Genomic DNA, 18,333 nt, shown 5'->3' with positions numbered 1-18,333 from the left:
CCTTTGCTTCAAACGGTGGACGTGCTCTGGGCTCTGCGATGCAGCGCCGCGAGGAGGAACTCGGCGAGGTGCAGCACTTCGCGGCCCGTCCCCTGCCGGATCTGCTCGCGGCAGCTGAAGCCATTCGTGAGGATCACGGTGTCGGCGCCGACCGCTCGCACCGCAGGCAGCAGCACGAGTTCGCCGACCGCCTTCGATATCTCGATGTGCTCCGGGTTGAACCCGAAGGAGCCGGCCATGCCGCAGCATCCGCTGTCCAGATGGACCGCCCGCGCCCCCATGGCTTGCAGAAGCGCCACCTCCCCCTTCGTGCCGAAAAGGGATTTCTGATGGCAGTGCGCGTGCACCAGCACATCGACCTCCATGCGCGCGGGCTGATAGCCATGGTCGTGAAGGAAGTCGCCCAGCAGGCAGACGCTGTCGGCCAGGCGCCTGGCGCGCGCGTCGTCGGGAAACATCTTGAGCAGTTCGTCCTTGAAGACCGACATGCAGCCCGGCTCGAGGCCGACCACGGCCACCGGGCCGTCGCCGGCTTCGTTCAGCTGCCGGTCGATCACCGCGAGCGTCTTGCGCAGCTTCTCGCGCGCCAGGTCCAGATAGCCGAAGTCGTAGAGCGGTCGGCCACAGCACAGCGGTGTCGCTGGAAGCGTCGCCTCGAAGCCGGCATCCGCCAGCACTTCGACCGCGGCGCTCGCCACTTCGGGATGGAAGTGCTCGCAGAAGGTATCCACCCACAGGATGACCTTGCGCTGACGCGTCAAATCGGCGGGCTTCCTCGCCCTGCTCAGGCGGCGGAACGTCTTCGCGGCGAATCTGGGCATGTCGCGATCCGCGGCCACGCCAGCCATCCGCTTGGCGATGGAGGACAGGCCCGGCGTCTGGGTCAGCAGGTTCGCCAACCACGGCAACTTGCCGGCCAGCGGCGCCCAGTCGCCGATGCGCCCCATGGTCATCGCCTGGCGCGGACGCATGTGCTGCTCGTAGTAATGGGACAGGAACTCCGCCTTGAACGACGCCATGTCCGTGTGTGTCGGGCAGTCGCTCCTGCAGCCCTTGCAGGCCAGGCAGGTGTCGAGCGCCTCCTTCAGCGGCTCGCTGTTCCAGCCCTCCTTCACGAGATCGCCTTGTAGCATTTCCCAGAACAGCCGCGAACGTCCCCGTGTGGAAAATCGCTCTTCCTTGGTCGCCCGGTAGCTCGGGCACATCGTGTTGGCCTGCGTGCTGCGGCAGCGCCCCATGCCCACGCAATGCTCCACGGCCCGCTGGAACCCGTCGCCTTCGGCACCGCGGAAGTCCATGCGCGTCTGCAGCTTCACGACCTTGTAGCGCGGCCCCATGCGAAGGTTGTCGTCGACACGATAGGCATCGACGACCTTGCCAGGGTTGAGACGATTCGACGGATCCCAGATGCGCTTGAATTCGCGCAGAGCATCCATGAGCTCCTCGCCGAACATGATCGGCAGGAACTCGGCCCTCGCCTGGCCGTCGCCGTGCTCGCCCGTGAGCGACCCGCCGCAATCGACGACGAGCTGCGCGGCTTCGCGGATGAAGGCGCGGAACTGCGCCACCCCTTCGACCGTGCGAAGGTTGAACGTGATGCGCGCATGCACGCAGCCATCGCCAAAGTGACCGAATAGGGATGTGCGGTAGCCGTAGCGGTCGACCAGGGCCTGAAAGGCGCGCAGATAGTCCCCCAGCCGAAGCGGGTCGACCGCCGCGTCTTCCCACCCGACTTGCGGGTCGGGGATGGAGGGGTCGATAGACAGCTGCGTGGCCGAGGCGCCGTTCTCGCGAATCGACCACATGCGCCGCTGCATGGCGGGATCGGATACGACCCAGCTGGAGGGGACGAGGACCCGTCGGGCGCTCGCTGAAATAGGCGGCCGCTCGTTGCGCTTGCGCCGTCGCGTCTTCGAGCGAATCGGCACCGAACTCGATCATGACCCAGGCATCGCCTTCGGGCAGCAGGTCGATCTCGGCCTGCGCCAGGTTCCGCGCCTGCAGCCCGCGGATGATGGCGCGGTCCAGTCCTTCGATGGCGATGGGCGAGAAACGCTGGTATTCGGGCACCGCATCGGCCGCGACGTAGATGTCCGGGAATCCGAGAACCAACACGACGCGCCGGGGTGGGCTCCTCACCAGCCGCACCCTGGCACGCAAGGTCAGCGCGCAGGTTCCTTCGGTGCCGACGAGTGCCCGCGCTACGTTGAAGCCGTTCTCGGGCAACAGCTGGTCGAGGTTGTAGCCGGAGACGCGGCGCTTGATGTCCGGAAACTTGCCGCGTATCAGCGCTGCATAGCGATCACGCAAGTCGCGCAACTTCGCGTAGATCTCGCCCTGGCGTCCACCGGCCGCGATGATCCGCGAGAGTTCTTCTTCCGAGGTCGGACCGACCCAGAAGCGCGCCCCGTCGTAGGTCATGACCTCCAGCGCCTCGACGTTCTCGAGCGTCTTGCCAGCCATCACGGAATGCGGCCCACATGAGTTGTTGGCGATCATCCCGCCCAGCGTGCAGCGGCTGTGGGTCGACGGGTCGGGTGCGAATGTCAGGCCGTGCATCTCCGCGGCGGCGATGAGCTTGTCGCAGACGACACCCGGCTCCACCAGCGCAGTCCCGGCGACCGGGTCGAGTGCCAGGATGTCGTCGCAGAAGGCCGACAGATCGAACACGACCGCGACGTTGACTGTTTGTCCTCCCATCGAAGTGCCGCCACCGCGCAGGAGAACCGGTGCCTGGTGCCGATGGCAGATCCCGACGCCCTCGGCGAACTCGTCGATGGATCGGGGCACCACCACGCCGATGGGCACCTGGCGGTAGTTGGATGCATCGGAGGCATACACCGCCCGATGGCCGTCGTCGAAACGTACCGAGGCACCGAGCGCGGCGCGAAGCTCCCTTTCGAGCGCGGCCCATTGCTGGGGCGAGGAGATCATCGTCATGCTTCGGGCGTGGTGCGCCGCACGCAAGACGCGCCCAGGCCAGCATCGCTGGAGGCGAGAAAAATGGGTTCGCAGGGGTTGGGGTTCATGGATCTATCTCTTGCTTTGCATTCGCTATTCGAATGAGCCGGAATTACGGTATCGACCAGCCACCAAGTCTCCCCTTTACCTCCGCCGAGGAAAAACGTATGTTCTGCAGTTAATGCATGAGCTTTATGAATGAATCCTCGACGCCTGACACCGTCCATGTCCTTGCTGGTGGCTTTCGAGGCCGCCGCGCGCCACCTCAGCTTCACGAGGGCGGCAGCCGAGTTGTCGTTGACGCAAAGTGCCGTGAGCAGGCAGGTGCAGGCACTCGAAGAGCTGCTGGAGGTTCCCCTCTTCCGTCGTGAAGGCCGCAAGATCGCCTTGACCGACACCGGTGCGATGTACCAGCGAGAAGTTAGTGGCGCACTGCAGCGCATCAGCAGTGCCTCGCTGCAGGCCATCGCGTACCGCACGGGCGGAGGCTCGCTGCACCTGGCGTCGCTACCGACCTTCGCGGCAAAGTGGCTCATGCCGCGGATGAACTCGTTCTATGGCGCCCACCCGGGCATCCTCGTGCACATGCACTCGCGCGTGAAAGAGTTCGATCTGGCACTCGCGGGCATGGATGCCGCCATCGGCGTGGGCGACGGCGTCCGGCCCGGGCTGGTGTCCTATCCGCTGATCGACGAAGTCGTCGTCCCCGTGATCAGTCCCGCATTGCGCAAGGCACTTCCCATGAAGTCGCCCGCGGACATCTCGCAGCACCTGCTGCTGCTCGTTGCTGCTCGCCCCTATGTCTGGAAGGACTGGTTCGTGTCGCAGGGATTGCCCGTCAACCGGATGCGGCTGGGTCCGCAGTTCGAACTGACCTCGCACCTGATCCAGGCGGTGGCCTCGGGCATCGGCGTGGGGCTGCTTCCGGCCTTCCTCGTCGAGGACGAGCTTCGAAACGGCGTGCTGGAGACGGCCTTCGACCTTCCCCTGAGGACCGGCGCCGCATACCACTTGTTCATTCCCCCGGAGAAGCTCTCCTTGCGGCCCATCATGGCGTTTCGGGACTGGCTTCTGGAACAGCGCGATGGATCGCCGCGGCGTGCGCAGGATCAGCCTATCCCGCTCACGCCCGCGTGATCTCGCCAGAGGACCTCGGAACCACGGATCGATGCCACGGCTGGCGCTTTCGCCTGGCCGCCACGGCAGCGCGCCTACGCCGTCGCCGGCTCGAGGCCGGCCAACCGGTGATACCGCCCCCCGAAGTGCAGCAGCGGCGGCCCGCCTTCGTGGCCGACCTGCTCCACGCGTCCGACGAACAGCGTGTGGTCCCCGCAGTCATGATGCGACTCGTGCGCGGCCACGATCCGCGTGAGCGCCTGCTGCAGGACGGGTGCGCCCCATTGATGGCTGAAGCGCGGTGCCTCGGGCGCCCTGGCCTGGTTCGCGAAGTGGCTGCTGACCTCCTGCTGCGCGGCATTCAGCACGCTCACGCCGAAGCGATCCGCGCCGAGCAGGAGGTCGTGCATGCGGCTCTTGCGATCGACGCACAGCACCACCAAGGGCGGGGGCGAGCGACCCCGACATGAAGGCGCTCGCGGTCATGGCGTGCACCCCGTCGCTCCCGTCCACGGCGATCACCGTGATGCCGGTCGCGAAGCTTGCCATGGCTCGCCGGAAGTCGGCGGGAGCGATCTGGCTGCTCATCTCAGAGGCCTCCCCGCACCGCCTCGCCGGCGGCGCGAAGGTCCGGCGCCAGCCAGCCGTCGAGCCCGTATTCCGACATGCATTGGTCGACAAAGCCCTTCATCCGGTCCGTCAAGCCGCTGTGTTCGGCGACCGTGAGCGGGTCGAGCCGGCTCTGCTCGTAGCTGCCGGAATAGTTCATCTCGTAGAGTTCGTGCCGCGACGCAAACTCGGAGCCGACCGCGTCCCAGAGCAGCTTCAGCACCTTCACCCGCTCTTGCGCGTCGATCCCGTTGGAACCGCGCACATAGCGGTCCAGGTAGCCGCGGATGGCGGGATTCTTGAAGTCGGCGCCATGCGACGGCAGATAGATCAGGCCGCTGGCGACGGTCTTCTGGATGAGGTCGCGAACGCGGGAATAGGCATCGGACTGGATGGTCCTGTAGCCGAGCGCCGTGTGCACGTTCGGCGCGCAGTAGCCGTCGCCCCAGGGCTGCGCCGAATTCGCCATGGCATCGGACAGGCCCCACATCACGTTGCGCAGCCCGATGGCCTCGCCCACGGCCGCCTGCACGCCGCGGAACTCCTTCGATCCCGTGATCTCGACCGCCTTGAGGAACAGGCCGACGATGAAGTCGAGCTTCACGGCCAGCCGGGTGCACCCGTGCATCAGGGTGCGCCCGAGGAAGCCTGACTGCTTGATGAAGGTGTTCGAGAGGTCCACGCCGTACATCAGCACGTCCTCCCACGGAACGAAGACCTTGTCCAGGATCAGGATCGAGTCGTTCTCGTCCAGCCGGCTCGACAGCGGCGCGTCGTACGGACTGCCCATCACGGCCGCGGCCTGTTCGTAGGAGTTGCGGCAGATCAGCTTCACGCCGGGCGCGCCCGTGGGCACGATGAAGATCGGCGAGAACCGCTTGTCCTTGTGCACCACGCCGTAGTGGCCCACGAACGTCCATTGCGTGAGCGCCGCGCCCGTGGCAACGACCTTGGCACCGCTCACGATCAGGCCGGCGTCGGTCTCCTGCTCCACGCGGATGAAGACGTCGGACTGCTCGACCGGCAGCGAGCGATCGACGGGCGGGTTCACGATGGCATGGTTGATGTAGGGCACGCGGCGCCTCGAGAAGTCGTACCACCGGTCGGCGTTCGGCTGGTACTCGGCATAGGCGCCCTCGTTGGCGCCCAGCGTGCCGATCCACGCTGCCTTGTAGTCGGGCGTGCGGCCCATCCAGCCGAAGGTCATGCGCGACCATTCGGCAATGGCATCGCGGCTGGCCACCTGCTCCTGCACGCTGCGCGGCGCCTGGAAGAAGCGATGCGTCACATAGCCCTCCCTGCCCTCGATCGGCACGGTCATCAGCGCACGGCGCTGCGGATCGTGCATGGCGTCGTACAGGCGCGCCGTCATGCGGGCGGCATTGCGAAACGCCGGGTGACTCACCACGTCGGCGACGCGCTCTCCATTGATCCAGACTTCGCGTCCGTCGTTCAGGCTGCGCAGGTACTCGTCGCCCGTGTAGATCCCCTCGTGGCCTTCGCCCTTGAGAAATCCGGACAGGTCCTTGCCCTGGAAGGCCTCTGCGTTCATCGATCGGTTCATTGCGTTCTCCTTGTGAAAGTTCATCGGTCCCCAACATGTTTCGTGTGACTTACTATCTGCCACACGAATCGAAATCGCCTGGCGCGTCCTCGATGGACGCACCACTCCCGCTGCAGGAGCGCGGGCTCCTGCAGTTCCAGGTCGCGAATAGCTTGAAAAGAGGCGCTGTGCCTAAGCCAGCCGAAAGCTCACCGAGCCGAGCGGTCCATAGTCCGCGTGGAAGCTGTCGCCCTTGAGGCCGGCGACAGGTCGGGTGAAGGAGCCGGAAAGCACCACCTCGCCGGCCGCGAGGTGCTCGTCCCATTGCGCGAGCTTGTTCGCCAGCCAGGCCACGCCGGTGGCCGGGTGGTTGAGCACCGCCGCGGCCACGCCCGACTCCTCGATCACGCCGTTCCGGTGCAGCAGCGCGCAGACCCAGCGCAGATCAACGGCATCGGGTTTGACCGGCCGGCCACCGAGCACGATGCCCGCGTTCGCCGCGTTGTCGGCAATGGTGTCGAACACCTTGCGCATCGCCCGGGAATCGCGGTCGAACTGCTCGATGCGCGCATCGATGATCTCGATCGCCGGCACGACGTAGTCCGTCGCGGCGAGCACGTCGACGAGCGTGACTCCCGGTCCCTGCAGCCTCCGGCCGAGCACGAAGGCCAGTTCGACCTCGATGCGCGGCGCGATGAAGCGCTCGAAGGGAATGTCGCCGCCCTGCTCGAAGAACATGTCGTCGAGCAAGGTGCCGTAGTCGGGCTCGGTGATCTGGCTTGCCTGCTGCATGGCACGCGAGGTCAATCCGATCTTGTGGCCCTTCACCGTGCGTCCTTCGCCGCGCTTGAGCTTCATCCATTCGCGTGCAATGGCATACCCGTCCTCGATGCCCATGTCCGCGAAGCGCTTGGAGAAATGCTCGACCTGCACGCGGGACTTCTCGCTGCCGTGGAGCTCCAACGCCAGGCTGCGGATCAGTTCTGCTGAAAGCATGCGCGTCTCCTCAGGCTCGATCGCCGTCGCCCACGGGCGCGCGCAGCGATGCCAGCGCAGGGTCGGCCCGCTTGATCGCTTCCCAACGATCGACGGACGGCGTCACCAGTTGGAACGGGTCCTTGACCTGGCAATACCAGCCGGGGTTGTGAAGCCGTGCAATGAGATCCATCGGTACCGGATCGAAGTGCATGGCCTCCCGATCGACGATGGCCTTGTCGGTGATGTAGGCCCCCACGATGTCCGCGATGACCAGGCTGCGGCGGCCGTCGATGTCGATGCTCTGCCGGGTGCGGCATTCGTAGGACGCAGGACTGTCCTCGATGCGGGGCACGCCGACGCTGCGGCAATCGACCAGTTGCAGCCCTGCCTCGGCCGCTTCATCCACCTCTTGGGGGAATTCGATCGCGGTCACGTTCATGCGCCGCGCCTGTGACGCCGACACCAGGTTGACGACGAACTCCCCCGTGGCGGCGATGTTCAGTGCCGTGTCCTTGAGTCGGCCCTGGCGCGAACCGATGCATACGCAAAGGATCGGAGGATCGCCAGCCAGCACGTTGAAGAAGGAAAAGGGTGCGACGTTCACCGCGCCCGACGGATTGCGTGTGACGATCCACGCGATCGGACGCGGAACGATCGTCGAATGCAGCAGCTTGTTGCGCTGCTCCGCGCTGAGTTCCGGGAGTGAGAAGTACATGCCGACTCGCTTCGAACCGTGGGCTCAGGCCTTGCTGCCGGCATCGGCTTGAGCCTGGCCTTGCGGCACGCCGGGACGGCGGGCGTTCTTCTGGTGGATCTCCACCATGTTCCCCGCCGGGTCGTGGATGAACAGCTGCTTGAGGCTCGGCGAAGCCACGTTGTCGAGCGTGAAGTAGCCGACACCCCGACGGATCAACTCCTCTTCGGCCGCCAGCACATCCTCCACGCCGACGGCGATGTGGTTCTTCACGGGGTCCTGCCCCGGACCCTTGGCATAAGGAGAAGGACCATCGCTGCCGAGGATGTGGACCTGGGTGCCGTTGGGCAGATTGATCCAGTACCCGTGAATGCCGGGGATGTTCCAACGCGTCTCGTCCTGCGGCAACTGAAGCAGGTCTTGATAGAAGTCGCGCATCTCGTCGGCGACAGCATTGCTGACACCGAATCCGACGTGGTGCAGTTCCAGAACTTTGATGGGCATGGCGATCCTTGAGGTTGTGAAGAGCCGAAGCGGTCGAGGCGGGATGCCTCGGCCATTTAGTACGGTAGACGAATGATACGTGTGCCGTACTATTTGTTTGCCTCAGGGATTTCCCGAGTGCTCTGCTAGGATCGGATTCACATGAAAGCGCAGAACCGAGCCGCCAAGGCGGACCCCATCGAGCGCAGCGCGGCGCAGGCCGCGGCGCCGCACCTCGAATTGCTCAAGCAGACGAGTTCCAGGGAGCTCAACCCCAAGTTCGCCGCGGCCGGTCTGCTGATGCTCTGGCTCAGCGACGACGTCACGGCTTCCGTCAACGCGCGGCTCGCGGCGTTCGGTGTGACGGAAAAGAAGTTCGACATCCTGATGCTCTTCGGACTGGCCGAGCGAGGCCTCCTGGAGGTCAAGGCGCTGACACCGAGCTATATCTCCGAATACTTTGACGTGACCCGCTCCAGCGTGACCGGCCTGCTCGATTGGCTGGAAGACCGAAAGCTCCTGGCCCGGCGTTCGCACACCGAAGATCGCCGCAGCCTGCTGCTTGAACTCACGCCAAGCGGGCGCAAGCTTCTCAACGAGGCGCTACCGCATTTCTGGCACGCTTGCGAGACGATTGCCTCTGCGCTGACGGCCAAGGAATGCGAGACCCTGCAAGCCATTCTCGGCAAGGTCTGGGTTCACTTGAAGGCGCACGGCAGCTGAGCAGCCGGCTGTCGGTCCCATCGAGGCTCGCGGAGCGAGCCCTCTGAGCCCCAAAGCCCGCACCGCGCAGGCATGCACCGGTCAGCTGTGCCGATCGGCGAAGTACTTTCCTGGCGATTGGCCGAACTCCCTGCGAAACATCGCGATGAAGTTGCTCGGCGTCGCATAGCCGAGGGCGTCCGCGACGTCAGCCACCGTGTGGCCGTTCGCAAGCCGTTCGACCGCATTCGCAAGCCGGGCGTGCTGCCGCCACCGTGCCAGGCTCATGCCGGTCTGAACGACGAAATGCCGGCGTGCCGTTCGCGCGGACAAGCCTGCCCATGACGCAAGCTCCGCGAAGGTTCGCGGATCCTCGGGATGATCGATCAGGCGATGCGCGATCTGCAGCAGGCGTCGCTCGGTCGGCAGCGGCAGATGGAGCGGCTCGTGTTGCGCGAGTCGGACTTCGTCCAGCAGCACCATGCACAGGCGCTCCTGCTCGTGTTGCAGTGCGTCCTTCCGGCTCCAGCCTGCGGCCCTTCGAACGAGCGCCCTCAGCAACTCGTTCACGCCCAGCACGCACGGCTGCGACGGAAGCACCGCCGCAGCATCAGGCCTCAGCATGAGCCCCCAGCCGCTCAGCGCACCGCTGACGCTCACCTTGTGCTGCACGCCAGGAGGAATCCATCCCGCGCGGTGAGGCGGCATCAGCCAGGCACCATGGGGAGTCCGCACCTGGACCAGGCCCTGCTCGATGCAGAAGAGTTGTCCTCTCACATGGCGGTGCCAGTCGTACTCGCGCGTTCCGAGTCGAAACTCGTTGCCGGGTGCATCGTTGCCCTGGAAGGCAACCAGCAGCGGACCATCGGCGCGCTCGCTCAATTGCGCCATCTGCATTCTTCCCTCGGCTGAAATTGGCCGGTTCTCATTGCTCGCTGTCCCCGTCTCATTACCGAATGCGCGAACTGGCGCCCTACGCTCGGGTCATGGAATCTACAGACCACTTCACCGTGCACGACGTGAGCGAATTCCCAGTCGTGCGATCCCGCGCCACCGCCATCCATCCCGGCTATGCCGTGCAATGGGAGCGCGAGATGAATGCCTTGCTGGAACACGCCAGCCCCTTCGTTCTCCTGATGGAAGAAGGCCAACCGCAAGAGTCGCATGATGACCGCAAGGCACGCGGACTATGGCTCAAGCGCAACAAGACCGCGCTGGCTTCCTTCTGCAAGGCAGTCGTCATCATCGAGCCCGACGCAGTCCAGCGTGAGACCTTCAAGGCTCAGACCGCGATGGCGGCCAAGGCATTCGGCGTGCCGATGGAAGTCGCCGCATCGAAAGCCGATGCAGAGGAACTGGCGGGCCGGCTCCTTGGCCGTTGAAGAACGCCCATGCGCCGCTCTCGCGCCCGGACGCGATCCGCTGACGCAAGGCGGCCCGCGCCGCCCCTTCAGACCAACGCCCCGATCCTCTGCGCATCCCCCGGCGTCGTCGGGTTGTAGACCACCAGGCTGAGGTCCGGCCGCCCATCGACCGCGAACGACGAGTACTCGAAGGCCAGCGGTCCGAGCACTGGATGGCGGATGTGCTTGACCGTTTCGCCGTGCACGCCGACCACGTCGTTGTCGCGCACATCGCGGCGAACTCGGGGCTTGCTGCACGGTACCCTGGAGGGCGCCTGCAGCCTGCGCGCCGGCGTCGAGCGCGCCGATGGCGTGATCCACCTGGCCTTCAACCACGACTTCTCGCGCTTCGTGCAGAACTGCGAGGACGACCGCCGGGTCATCGATGCGCTGGCGGGGGCGCTCGCGGGCTCCGATCGCCCGCTGGTCGTCACCTCCGGCACCGGCATCGCCAACACGGTGGCGGGCCAGCCGGCGAAGGAAGACCATCCGACCGTGGGCGCCGACACGCATCCGCGCGCGGCCTCGGAAGAGGCGGCGAACGCCGCCGCCGAGACGCATGGCGTGAACGTGTCGATCGTGCGGCTGCCGCAGGTGCACGATACGGCGCGCCAGGGCCTGATCAGCCCGCTGATCGAGATGTACCGCGACAAGGGCGCCTGCGCCTATGTCGACGACGGCCTCAACCGCTGGCCTGCGGCGCATGTGCTCGACGTGGCACGGCTCTACAGGCTCGCTCTCGAGAAGGCTGCGCGGGCGCGAAGTACCACGCGGTGGCCGAGGAAGGCGTGGCGATGCGCGAGATCGCCGAGGCGCTCGGGCGTCGGCTGCAACTGCCGGTCCGCTCGCTCGCGCCCGAGGAAGCACCGGGCTTCTTCGGCTGGCTCGCGATGTTCGCGGGGCTGGACCTACCCGCGTCGAGCGCGTGGACGCGCGAGACCCTGGGATGGAAACCGACGGGGCCGGCGTTGATCGCCGACCTGGAGCGGCTGCAGACGGCCTGAACGATCAGGCCTCGCGCAAGCCCTGCAGCGTCTGCAGCAGCACCACGCGCGTCTGCCCCAGCACCATGCCCTTCCACTCGTCGTTGTCGCAGTAGAAGGCATCGCGCAGCTGCTGGCGGATCTCTCGCCGCTGCGACTCGGGCGCTTCCGGGTGGCCGCGCAGCCAGGTGTCGGCGCTCAGCCGCGGCAGCATGTCGTCGATGGGAATGGTGCCGAACTCGAGGCCCATGGGTGCGATGCGCGCCCGTGGGCATTCGTCGTAGGCCGCGCAAACCACCGGCCCCGACACATGCGCGGACACGGAGTCCTCGCCGGACAGCGCGAAGACGTCGGCACCCCACCAGGCGCGTGCGAGCGCGAGGTCCTCGGGCGCGTTGCGGCCCGGGTAGACCTTCTCGCCATGGCCGTAGGGGCCGAGGCCCGTGTGCACGTCGATCCAGCCGATGTGCGTGGCCGAGGCCGCGTACTTGCGCAGGATCGACCGGATGGTCTTGTTGCTCCACGAAGGCGCGGTGCCGCCGTAGAACAGGCCGTCGGGAGAGACGTACTGGCCCTTGGTGACGGCGGCGCGGAAAGCGCGCATGCCGTGCTTGTCGACGTAGGCGGCCACGGCCGCTTCATCGGCCGGCGTGGGCGGCCAGCTCGCGGGCAGCACCAGCGGTTCGACATCGGTGTACTCGGCGTTCACCGGCAGCGGCGCGCCGAAGTCGATGTGGTTGCGGTTGAGGTCGATGTTGTCCTCGTTGGTGCGGTGCAGGTGCGAGAAGCCGTGCGGATTGACGGCATGCACCAGCAGCAGCGCGACGCCGGCCTGCTCAAGCCGCGCGAGCAGGTCGTCGTCGTGCAGGGTCGCGACCTGCGTGCCCGAGCCGCAGAAGCCTTCGGGGCCGTGCGTGCCCGAGGTCACGAGCAGCAGCTTCTTCGCATCGATGGCGCCGAGCAGCGCGACGTCGGTCGCGAGTTCCTCGCCGAGCGCGCCGCGGTGGGCTTCATTGACGAAGGATTCGATCGACGCGCCGCGGGCGCGCGCGGCCTCGAGGAACTTGGCGCGGGCCTCGACATAGGTGCCCGAGAAATGCCGCGTGGCGGCGCTGCTGTGATTGGAGATGGTCATGGAAAGCTTCGAAGAGGCGAGCGTTTCAGGCGTGCGCACCGGCCGCGTCGATGTCGCGGCCCGTATGGTCGCGCAGCCAGATCAGCCCCAGCAAGGAGACGGCGGTCATCGCGACCAGGTACCAGGCCGGCGCGAGCTTGCTGCCGGTGGCGTTGAGCAGCCAGGTGCTGATGAAGGGCGCGAAGCCGCCGAACAGCGCCACGCCCACGCTATAGACCAGCGACATGCCGCTGGCACGCACCGCCTTCGGGAACATCTCGGGCAGCATCGTGATGCTCGGCGCGGTCTGGCCCACGAGGCCCAGGCTCAGCACGCCGAGCACGGTGAACAGCACGGCGGGCGTGGGCGAGGCGTTGAGCCAGAGGAAGCCCGGGTAGATCAGCAGTACGAGGAGGACACGGCTCCAGAGAATCAGCGGCTTGCGCCCCACGCGGTCCGACAGTGCACCGACCAGCGGCGACACCACGAACAGGATCAGGCCCGTGATCGCCGCGCCGAACAGCGCCACCGAAGGCGCGAGCCCCAGTTCGCGCACCGCGTAGGTCGGCATGTAGAAGGTGATCACGTAGGCGGCGGTGGTGCCGCCCACCATGGTGAGGATGGCCGCGAGCACCGTGCCGCCATGCTGCGTGCAGACGATCTTGAGGCTGCTCTCGCGCGGCTTCGCGCTCGCGTCGGGCGCGATCTCGAGCGACTCGTGAAGGTGACGGCGGATGTACATGCCCACCGGCGCGATCAGCATGCCGATGAAGAAGGGCACGCGCCAGCCCCAGCTTTCCATGGACTGCGGCGACAGCGTGAAGGTCAGCGTGCCCACCACCACCGCGCCGAGCATCACGCCCAGGCCCTGGCTCGCGAACTGCCAACTCGCCATGTAGCCGCGGTTCTGCGGCGTGGCATGTTCCACCAGCAGCGTGGTGGAAGCACCGACCTCGCCGCCGGCCGAGAAGCCCTGGATCAGCCGCGCCAGCACGATCAGCACCGGCGCCGCGACGCCGATGCTCGCGTAGGTGGGCGTGAAGGCGATCACCGCGCAGCCGAGTGCCATCAGGAAGATGGTGAGCGTCATCGCCTTCTTGCGGCCCGCGCGGTCGGCATAGGCGCCGATCACGATGCCGCCGAGCGGCCGCATGATGAAGCCGACGCCGAAGGTCGCGACCGTGAGCAGCAGCTGGCCGTAGCCGCTGAAGGTGGGAAAGAACAGCTTGCCGATCACCAGTGCGAGGAAACCGTAGACGGTGAAGTCGAAGATCTCGAGGCCGTTGCCGATGGTGGTGGCGACGATGGTCTGGCGCCGGCTGACGGCGGTGTGCGCGGGGTTTGTGCTCATGGGCGTCGAGGGAGGGAAGGAAAGTCAGTCGGTGCCGGTGGCGGCGATCACGGCCACCTCGACCAGCAGCGCGGGCAGCGCGAGCCGCGCACCCACGGTCGCGCGCGCCGGTGCGCATCCGGGCGGCAGCCAGTCGGTCCACACGCGGTTCATCTCGGCGAAGTCGTCGGTGTCGGCGAGCCAGATGGTCGCGCTCAGCAGCCTCGACTTGCCCGAACCTGCCTGCGCCAAGAGCGCGTCGATGCGCCGCAGGATGCGCGCCATCTGTTCGCCCACGGTTGCCGCGGGCTGTACCAGGTCCACCTGGCCGGCGAGGTAGACGATACCGCCATGCACCACGGCCTGGCTCATGCGTTCGTCGGTGTGCAGTCGTTCGATGTTCATGCCGTCTCCTTTTGCGGTGCCGCGGACGCGGCCCCGCGCACCATGTGGGCGCCGATCGACGCCACGCTGCCGGCGCCCATCAGGCACTGGCAGACCTCGAATTCCTCCTTGAGCAGGGCCAGCGCCCTGGAAACGGCCGGCTCGCCGCCCGAGGCGACCGCGTAGAGCGTGGGCCGCCCGATCTGCACGGCCGTGGCGCCGAGCGCGAGCGCGCGCGATGTCGCTGCCGGTGCGCACGCCGCTGTCGAGCAGCAGCGGCAGGCGGCCGCCGGTCTCGCTCGCGAACTCGGGCAGGATTTCGATCGGCGCGACGGCACCGTCGAGCTGCCGCCCGCCATGGTTGCTGATCACGATGGCATCGACGCCGAGCTGCTGCGCGCGGCGGCCCTGCGCGGGATCGAGCAGGCCCTTGACGATCAGCTTGCCGGGCCAGCGCTCGCGCACCCAGGCGATGTCGTCCCAGCCCAGCGAGGGATCGAGCTGGGCCTGCATGGTCTGCGCGATGGTGTGGGTGGCCTGCAGGCCGAGCTCGCCGGCCATCAACTCAAGCCGTGGCGCGCCGGCGCGCAGCGCGCGCCAGGCCCAGCCGGGCCGCGCGAGCACGCTCGCGAGCTTGCGCGGGGTCCAGCGCAGCGGCAGGCTGAAACCGTTGCGCTCGTCGCGCAGCCGCCGGCCCGCGACCGGGTTGTCCACGGTCACCTCGAGTGCCGCGAAGTCGAGGTCGCGTGCTCGGTCGATCAGGCGCGCGCTGATCGCGCGGTCGCGGAACACGTAGAGCTGGAACCAGGCGTTGCCCTGCGCCGCCTCCGCCACGGCTTCCATGGTCGCGGTGGCGGCCGTGCTCATCACGAATGGAATGCCGAAGGCGCGGGCGGCCCGCGCCAGGCAGCGGTCGGCGCCGGGCCAGGCCGCGCCCGCCAGCCCGGTGGGGCCGATGATCAGCGGCAGGGGTCCAAGAGCGACCGAACAGCTGCATCGCGGTGCTGCGCTGCGACACGTCGACCGGCGCGGAGCCGAGCAGCCGGACACGGTCGAAGGCGCTGCGGTTGCCGCGCACGCTCGACTCGGAGCCCGCGCCGCCATCGATGTAGTCGAACACCATGCGCGGCAGCGCGCGCCGGGCCAGTTCGCGGAAGTCGTCGATGCAGTGCGCTTGCAGGTAGTGGGTCATGGTCGAACGAAAATATTAAGCCGTCCAGCCGGCATATTTAATGGCGCTTTGGCCTTCGGCGAGCAGGCCGCGGCATGTTTCATGCGCCGTGCCGGCGGCGCGCGAAAGCCCGATGCGCGCAGGGCTCATCCGAGCAGCAGCGCATCGTCGGCCACCGCCTCGCCGCGCGTGCGCTCGAACAGTTGCAGCAGGTCGGGCACGTCCATGCCGGCGCGCTGCGGTCCGCTCACGTCGAGCACGACACGGCCCTCGTGCAGCATCAGCGTGCGCGAGCCATGGCTGAGGGCCTGCCGCATGCTGTGCGTGACCATCATCGCGGTGAGCTGCTGCTCCTCCACGATCCGCTGCGTGAGCGCGAGCACGAAGGCCGCGGTCTTCGGATCAAGCGCGGCCGTGTGCTCGTCGAGCAGCAGGATGCGCGAGGGCTTGAGCGAGGCCATCAGCAGGCTGACGGCCTGGCGCTGGCCGCCCGACAGCAGTCCCATGCGATCGTTGAGCCGCTGCTCGAGCCCCAGGTCGAGGCTGCGCAGCCGGTCGCGGAACAGCTCGCGCAGTTCGCCTCGCAGCGCCGCGCGCAGCCCGCGCCGCTCGCCGCGCCGCCAGGCCAGCGCGAGGTTCTCCTCGATGGTCAGCGCCTCGCAGGTGCCGGCCATCGGGTCCTGGAACACGCGCGCCACGAGCGCGCTGCGCTGCCAGGCGCTCAGGCGCGTGACCTCCACCTCGTCGATGAAGATGCGGCCGCTATCGACCAGCAGGTCGCCGCTGAGCGCATTGAGCAGGGTCGACTTGCCGGCGCCGTTCGAGCCGATGACGGTGACGAACTCGCCGCGCGGAATCGTCAGGTCGAGCCCGCGCAGCGCGCGGTTCTCCATCGGCGTGCCCGCGTGGAAGGTCACGCGCAGGTCCAGTGCCTTCAGCATGCGCCGGCCTCCTTCTTCTTCGATGCGCCAAGGGCGCCGCGCCGCCGCGCCAGGAAGCGCTTCGAGGCCGGCATCACGAGCGCGAGCGTCACCAGCACGGCCGTGACGAGGTTGAGGTCCTGCGCCTTCAGGCCGATGAAGTCGCTGTTGAGCGCCAGCGCCACCAGCATGCGGTAGAGCACCGCGCCGACGACGCAGCCGAGCGTGGCCCAGGCGATGCTGCGCATGGGCAGCAGGGTCTCGCCGATGATCACGGCCGCCAGCCCGATCACGATGGTGCCGATGCCCATCGACACGTCGGCCCCGCCCTGCGATTGCGCGAACAGCGCGCCCGCCAGCGCCACGATGCCGTTGGACAGCGCCAGCGCGAACAGCGACAGCCGGTCGGTCGACACGCCCAGCGCGCGCGCCATTCGCGCGTTGCCGCCGGTGGCGCGCATGGCCAGGCCGGCCTCCGATCCGAAGTAGCGGTCGAGCGCGAACTTGACCGCCAAGGTGACGGCCAGCAGCACCAGCGCGGTGGTCCACGGCCCCGGCAGCGCCTCGAGCGGCGGCGTATTGAACACCGTCGACGCACCCAGCAAGGGCTCGTTGGGCTTGCCCATCACCCGCAGGTTGATCGAGTAGAGCGCGATCATCACGAGGATGCCCGCGAGCAGCTGCATGATCTTGAGCTTGACGTGCAGCCAGCCGGTCGTGAGACCCGCGAGCGCGCCCGCGGCGAAGGCCGCCGCCGTCGCGGCCAGCGGATGCCAGCCGCCCACCAGCAGGGTCGCGGCCACCGCGCCGCCGAGCGGGAAGCTGCCGTCGACGGTCAGGTCGGGAAAGTTCACGACCCGAAACGAGATGAAGACGCCGAGCGCGACCAGCGCGAAGATCAGGCCCACCTCGAGCGAGCCCTGGAAAGCGATGAGGGACATCGATGCTCCGGCCGGCGCTCAGTCGATCACGCGGGTCGCGGACTTGAGCAGCGCGTCGGACAGCGCCAGCCCCTGCCGCCGCGCCGCGGCCTGGTTCACGAGCAGCTCCAGCGTCGGGCTGACCTGCGAGGCGATGCTGCCGGGTGCCTCGCCCTTGAGCACGCGCACCACCAGCTTGCCCGACTGGCGGCCCAGGTCGTGGTAGTTGGTGCCGATGCCCAGCGCCGCGCCGCGCGCCGCGAGCGAGGGGTCGGCCGCGATCAGCGGCACCCGGCCCTGGTCCGCTACCTTGGCCAGGGCCTCGAAGGCCGAGGTCACGTTGTTGTCGGTCGGCGCGTAGATCGCATCGACCTTGCCGACCAGGCTCTGGGCCGCGCTCGCCACATCCACGGTGCGCGGCGCGGCACCCTCGATCACGCTCAGGCCGGCCGGCTGCGCGAGCTTCTTGAGCTGCGCGATCGCGGCGACGGAATTGGCCTCGCCAGGGTTGTAGACCACGCCGATGCGTTTGGCCGTCGGCAGCGCCTGGCGCAGCAGGGCCAGGTGCTTGTCCAGCAGCGGCAGGTCGGACACGCCCGTGACGTTGCCGCCCGTGGCCTCCCACGACTTGACCAGCTTCGCGGCGACCGGATCGGTCACGGCGCTGAACACGATCGGGATCTCGCGCGTCGCCGCGACCACGGTCTGCGCCGAGGGCGTGGACATCGCGACGATCACGTCGGGCCGGTCGCCGACGAACTTGCGCGCGATCTGGGCCGCGGTCGCGGTGTTGCCCTGCGCGCTCTGGTAGTCCAGCCGCAGGTTCTTGCCGACCACGTAGCCGGCCGCGGCGAGTTCCTCGACGATGCCCTGGCGTGCCGCATCGAGCGCAGGGTGGTCGACGATGGCCGTGACACTGACGCGCGCATCGGCGGCGTGCGCCGGCAGCGCGGCGAAAGGAGCGAGGACGAGCGCGAGCAGCGCCACCCGGAAGGGGCGTTTCATCATGGGGAGATCTCCAG

Annotated in this window: 16 protein-coding genes and 4 pseudogenes; 4 read left to right on the top strand and 16 right to left on the bottom strand. The window is 67.6% G+C overall.

What is annotated here, in order from left to right:
* Positions 1-8: 8 nt before the first annotated feature.
* Positions 9-2,940: pseudogene (locus ACHMXE_RS08665) on the bottom strand (FAD-binding and (Fe-S)-binding domain-containing protein).
* Between the two features lie 219 nt (positions 2,941-3,159).
* Between ACHMXE_RS08665 and ACHMXE_RS08660 the strand changes: the two are divergent.
* Positions 3,160-4,098, top strand: coding sequence for a LysR substrate-binding domain-containing protein (locus tag ACHMXE_RS08660; RefSeq protein ID WP_395345642.1), 939 nt, complete (start codon positions 3,160-3,162; stop codon positions 4,096-4,098).
* A 74-nt stretch (positions 4,099-4,172) separates the two neighbouring features.
* On the opposite strand, the gene ACHMXE_RS08655 is transcribed toward ACHMXE_RS08660, so the two are convergent.
* The 5 genes from ACHMXE_RS08655 to ACHMXE_RS08635 form a co-directional block, all read right to left on the bottom strand.
* Complete coding sequence (locus ACHMXE_RS08655; RefSeq protein ID WP_395345639.1) at positions 4,173-4,487, bottom strand: flavin reductase family protein; 315 nt, start codon at positions 4,485-4,487, stop codon at positions 4,173-4,175.
* A gap of 179 nt (positions 4,488-4,666) precedes the next feature.
* Positions 4,667-6,250: a 4-hydroxyphenylacetate 3-hydroxylase family protein gene (locus ACHMXE_RS08650; RefSeq protein ID WP_395345637.1), complete on the bottom strand. Its 1,584-nt coding sequence runs from the start codon at positions 6,248-6,250 to the stop codon at positions 4,667-4,669.
* Positions 6,251-6,421: 171 nt separating this feature from the next.
* The gene (gene hpaH / locus ACHMXE_RS08645) at positions 6,422-7,225 is read right to left on the bottom strand and encodes a 2-oxo-hept-4-ene-1,7-dioate hydratase (protein WP_395345634.1); all 804 of its coding nucleotides are present in this window, start codon (positions 7,223-7,225) and stop codon (positions 6,422-6,424) included.
* Between the two features lie 10 nt (positions 7,226-7,235).
* Positions 7,236-7,922: a flavin reductase family protein gene (locus tag ACHMXE_RS08640; RefSeq protein ID WP_057589788.1), complete on the bottom strand. Its 687-nt coding sequence runs from the start codon at positions 7,920-7,922 to the stop codon at positions 7,236-7,238.
* 24 nt (positions 7,923-7,946) lie between these two features.
* A complete protein-coding gene (locus tag ACHMXE_RS08635; RefSeq protein ID WP_057589787.1) occupies positions 7,947-8,405 on the bottom strand; it encodes a VOC family protein in 459 nt (152 codons plus the stop codon).
* A 141-nt stretch (positions 8,406-8,546) separates the two neighbouring features.
* Between ACHMXE_RS08635 and ACHMXE_RS08630 the strand changes: the two genes are divergently transcribed.
* Positions 8,547-9,107 (top strand): MarR family winged helix-turn-helix transcriptional regulator, encoded by a 561-nt coding sequence (locus tag ACHMXE_RS08630; RefSeq protein WP_057589786.1) that lies wholly within the window; start codon positions 8,547-8,549, stop codon positions 9,105-9,107.
* Between the two features lie 81 nt (positions 9,108-9,188).
* Here ACHMXE_RS08630 and ACHMXE_RS08625 read toward each other — a convergent pair whose 3' ends face one another.
* Positions 9,189-9,983 (bottom strand): AraC family transcriptional regulator, encoded by a 795-nt coding sequence (locus tag ACHMXE_RS08625; RefSeq protein ID WP_395345629.1) that lies wholly within the window; start codon positions 9,981-9,983, stop codon positions 9,189-9,191.
* An 89-nt stretch (positions 9,984-10,072) separates the two neighbouring features.
* Here ACHMXE_RS08625 and ACHMXE_RS08620 point away from each other — a divergent pair, with 89 nt between their 5' ends.
* Complete coding sequence (locus ACHMXE_RS08620) at positions 10,073-10,468, top strand: hypothetical protein (RefSeq protein WP_057589876.1); 396 nt, start codon at positions 10,073-10,075, stop codon at positions 10,466-10,468.
* 68 nt (positions 10,469-10,536) lie between these two features.
* Here the strand turns inward: ACHMXE_RS08620 and ACHMXE_RS08615 are convergent, their stop codons facing one another.
* Complete coding sequence (locus ACHMXE_RS08615) at positions 10,537-10,719, bottom strand: hypothetical protein (protein ID WP_057589784.1); 183 nt, start codon at positions 10,717-10,719, stop codon at positions 10,537-10,539.
* Positions 10,720-10,747: 28 nt separating this feature from the next.
* On the opposite strand from ACHMXE_RS08615, the pseudogene ACHMXE_RS08610 reads away from it, so the two are divergent.
* A pseudogene (locus ACHMXE_RS08610) lies at positions 10,748-11,493 on the top strand (NAD-dependent epimerase/dehydratase family protein); the annotation flags it as partial.
* 4 nt (positions 11,494-11,497) lie between these two features.
* On the opposite strand, the gene ACHMXE_RS08605 reads toward ACHMXE_RS08610, so the two are convergent.
* From ACHMXE_RS08605 to ACHMXE_RS08570, 8 genes and pseudogenes are all read right to left on the bottom strand, one after another.
* Positions 11,498-12,607 carry a M14 family metallopeptidase gene (locus tag ACHMXE_RS08605; protein ID WP_395345624.1) on the bottom strand — a complete coding sequence of 370 codons (1,110 nt, stop codon included), beginning with the start codon at positions 12,605-12,607 and terminating at the stop codon, positions 11,498-11,500.
* A 25-nt stretch (positions 12,608-12,632) separates the two neighbouring features.
* Positions 12,633-13,937 (bottom strand): MFS transporter, encoded by a 1,305-nt coding sequence (locus ACHMXE_RS08600; RefSeq protein ID WP_209545711.1) that lies wholly within the window; start codon positions 13,935-13,937, stop codon positions 12,633-12,635.
* Positions 13,938-13,961: 24 nt separating this feature from the next.
* A complete protein-coding gene (locus tag ACHMXE_RS08595; RefSeq protein WP_395347333.1) occupies positions 13,962-14,288 on the bottom strand; it encodes a RidA family protein in 327 nt (108 codons plus the stop codon).
* 29 nt (positions 14,289-14,317) lie between these two features.
* Positions 14,318-15,404: pseudogene (locus ACHMXE_RS08590) on the bottom strand (alpha-hydroxy acid oxidase).
* Positions 15,334-15,492 (bottom strand): annotated as a pseudogene (locus ACHMXE_RS08585) (alpha-hydroxy-acid oxidizing protein); the annotation flags it as partial. The pseudogenes ACHMXE_RS08585 and ACHMXE_RS08590, both read right to left, overlap by 71 nt.
* Positions 15,493-15,617: 125 nt before the next feature.
* The gene (locus ACHMXE_RS08580; protein ID WP_395345621.1) at positions 15,618-16,412 is read right to left on the bottom strand and encodes an ABC transporter ATP-binding protein; all 795 of its coding nucleotides are present in this window, start codon (positions 16,410-16,412) and stop codon (positions 15,618-15,620) included.
* Positions 16,406-17,332, bottom strand: a complete 927-nt coding sequence (locus tag ACHMXE_RS08575) for an ABC transporter permease (RefSeq protein WP_395345618.1) — start codon at positions 17,330-17,332, stop codon at positions 16,406-16,408. The genes ACHMXE_RS08580 and ACHMXE_RS08575 overlap by 7 nt, the downstream gene beginning before the upstream one ends.
* A gap of 18 nt (positions 17,333-17,350) precedes the next feature.
* Positions 17,351-18,316, bottom strand: coding sequence for an ABC transporter substrate-binding protein (locus tag ACHMXE_RS08570; protein WP_203208407.1), 966 nt, complete (start codon positions 18,314-18,316; stop codon positions 17,351-17,353).
* Positions 18,317-18,333: the final 17 nt, after the last annotated feature.

Source organism: Variovorax sp. UC122_21, from assembly GCF_044056785.1.
GTDB lineage: Bacteria > Pseudomonadota > Gammaproteobacteria > Burkholderiales > Burkholderiaceae_C > Variovorax.
The sequence above is the reverse complement of the archived record's forward strand: the minus strand, read 5'-3'. Positions and strand labels throughout refer to the sequence as shown.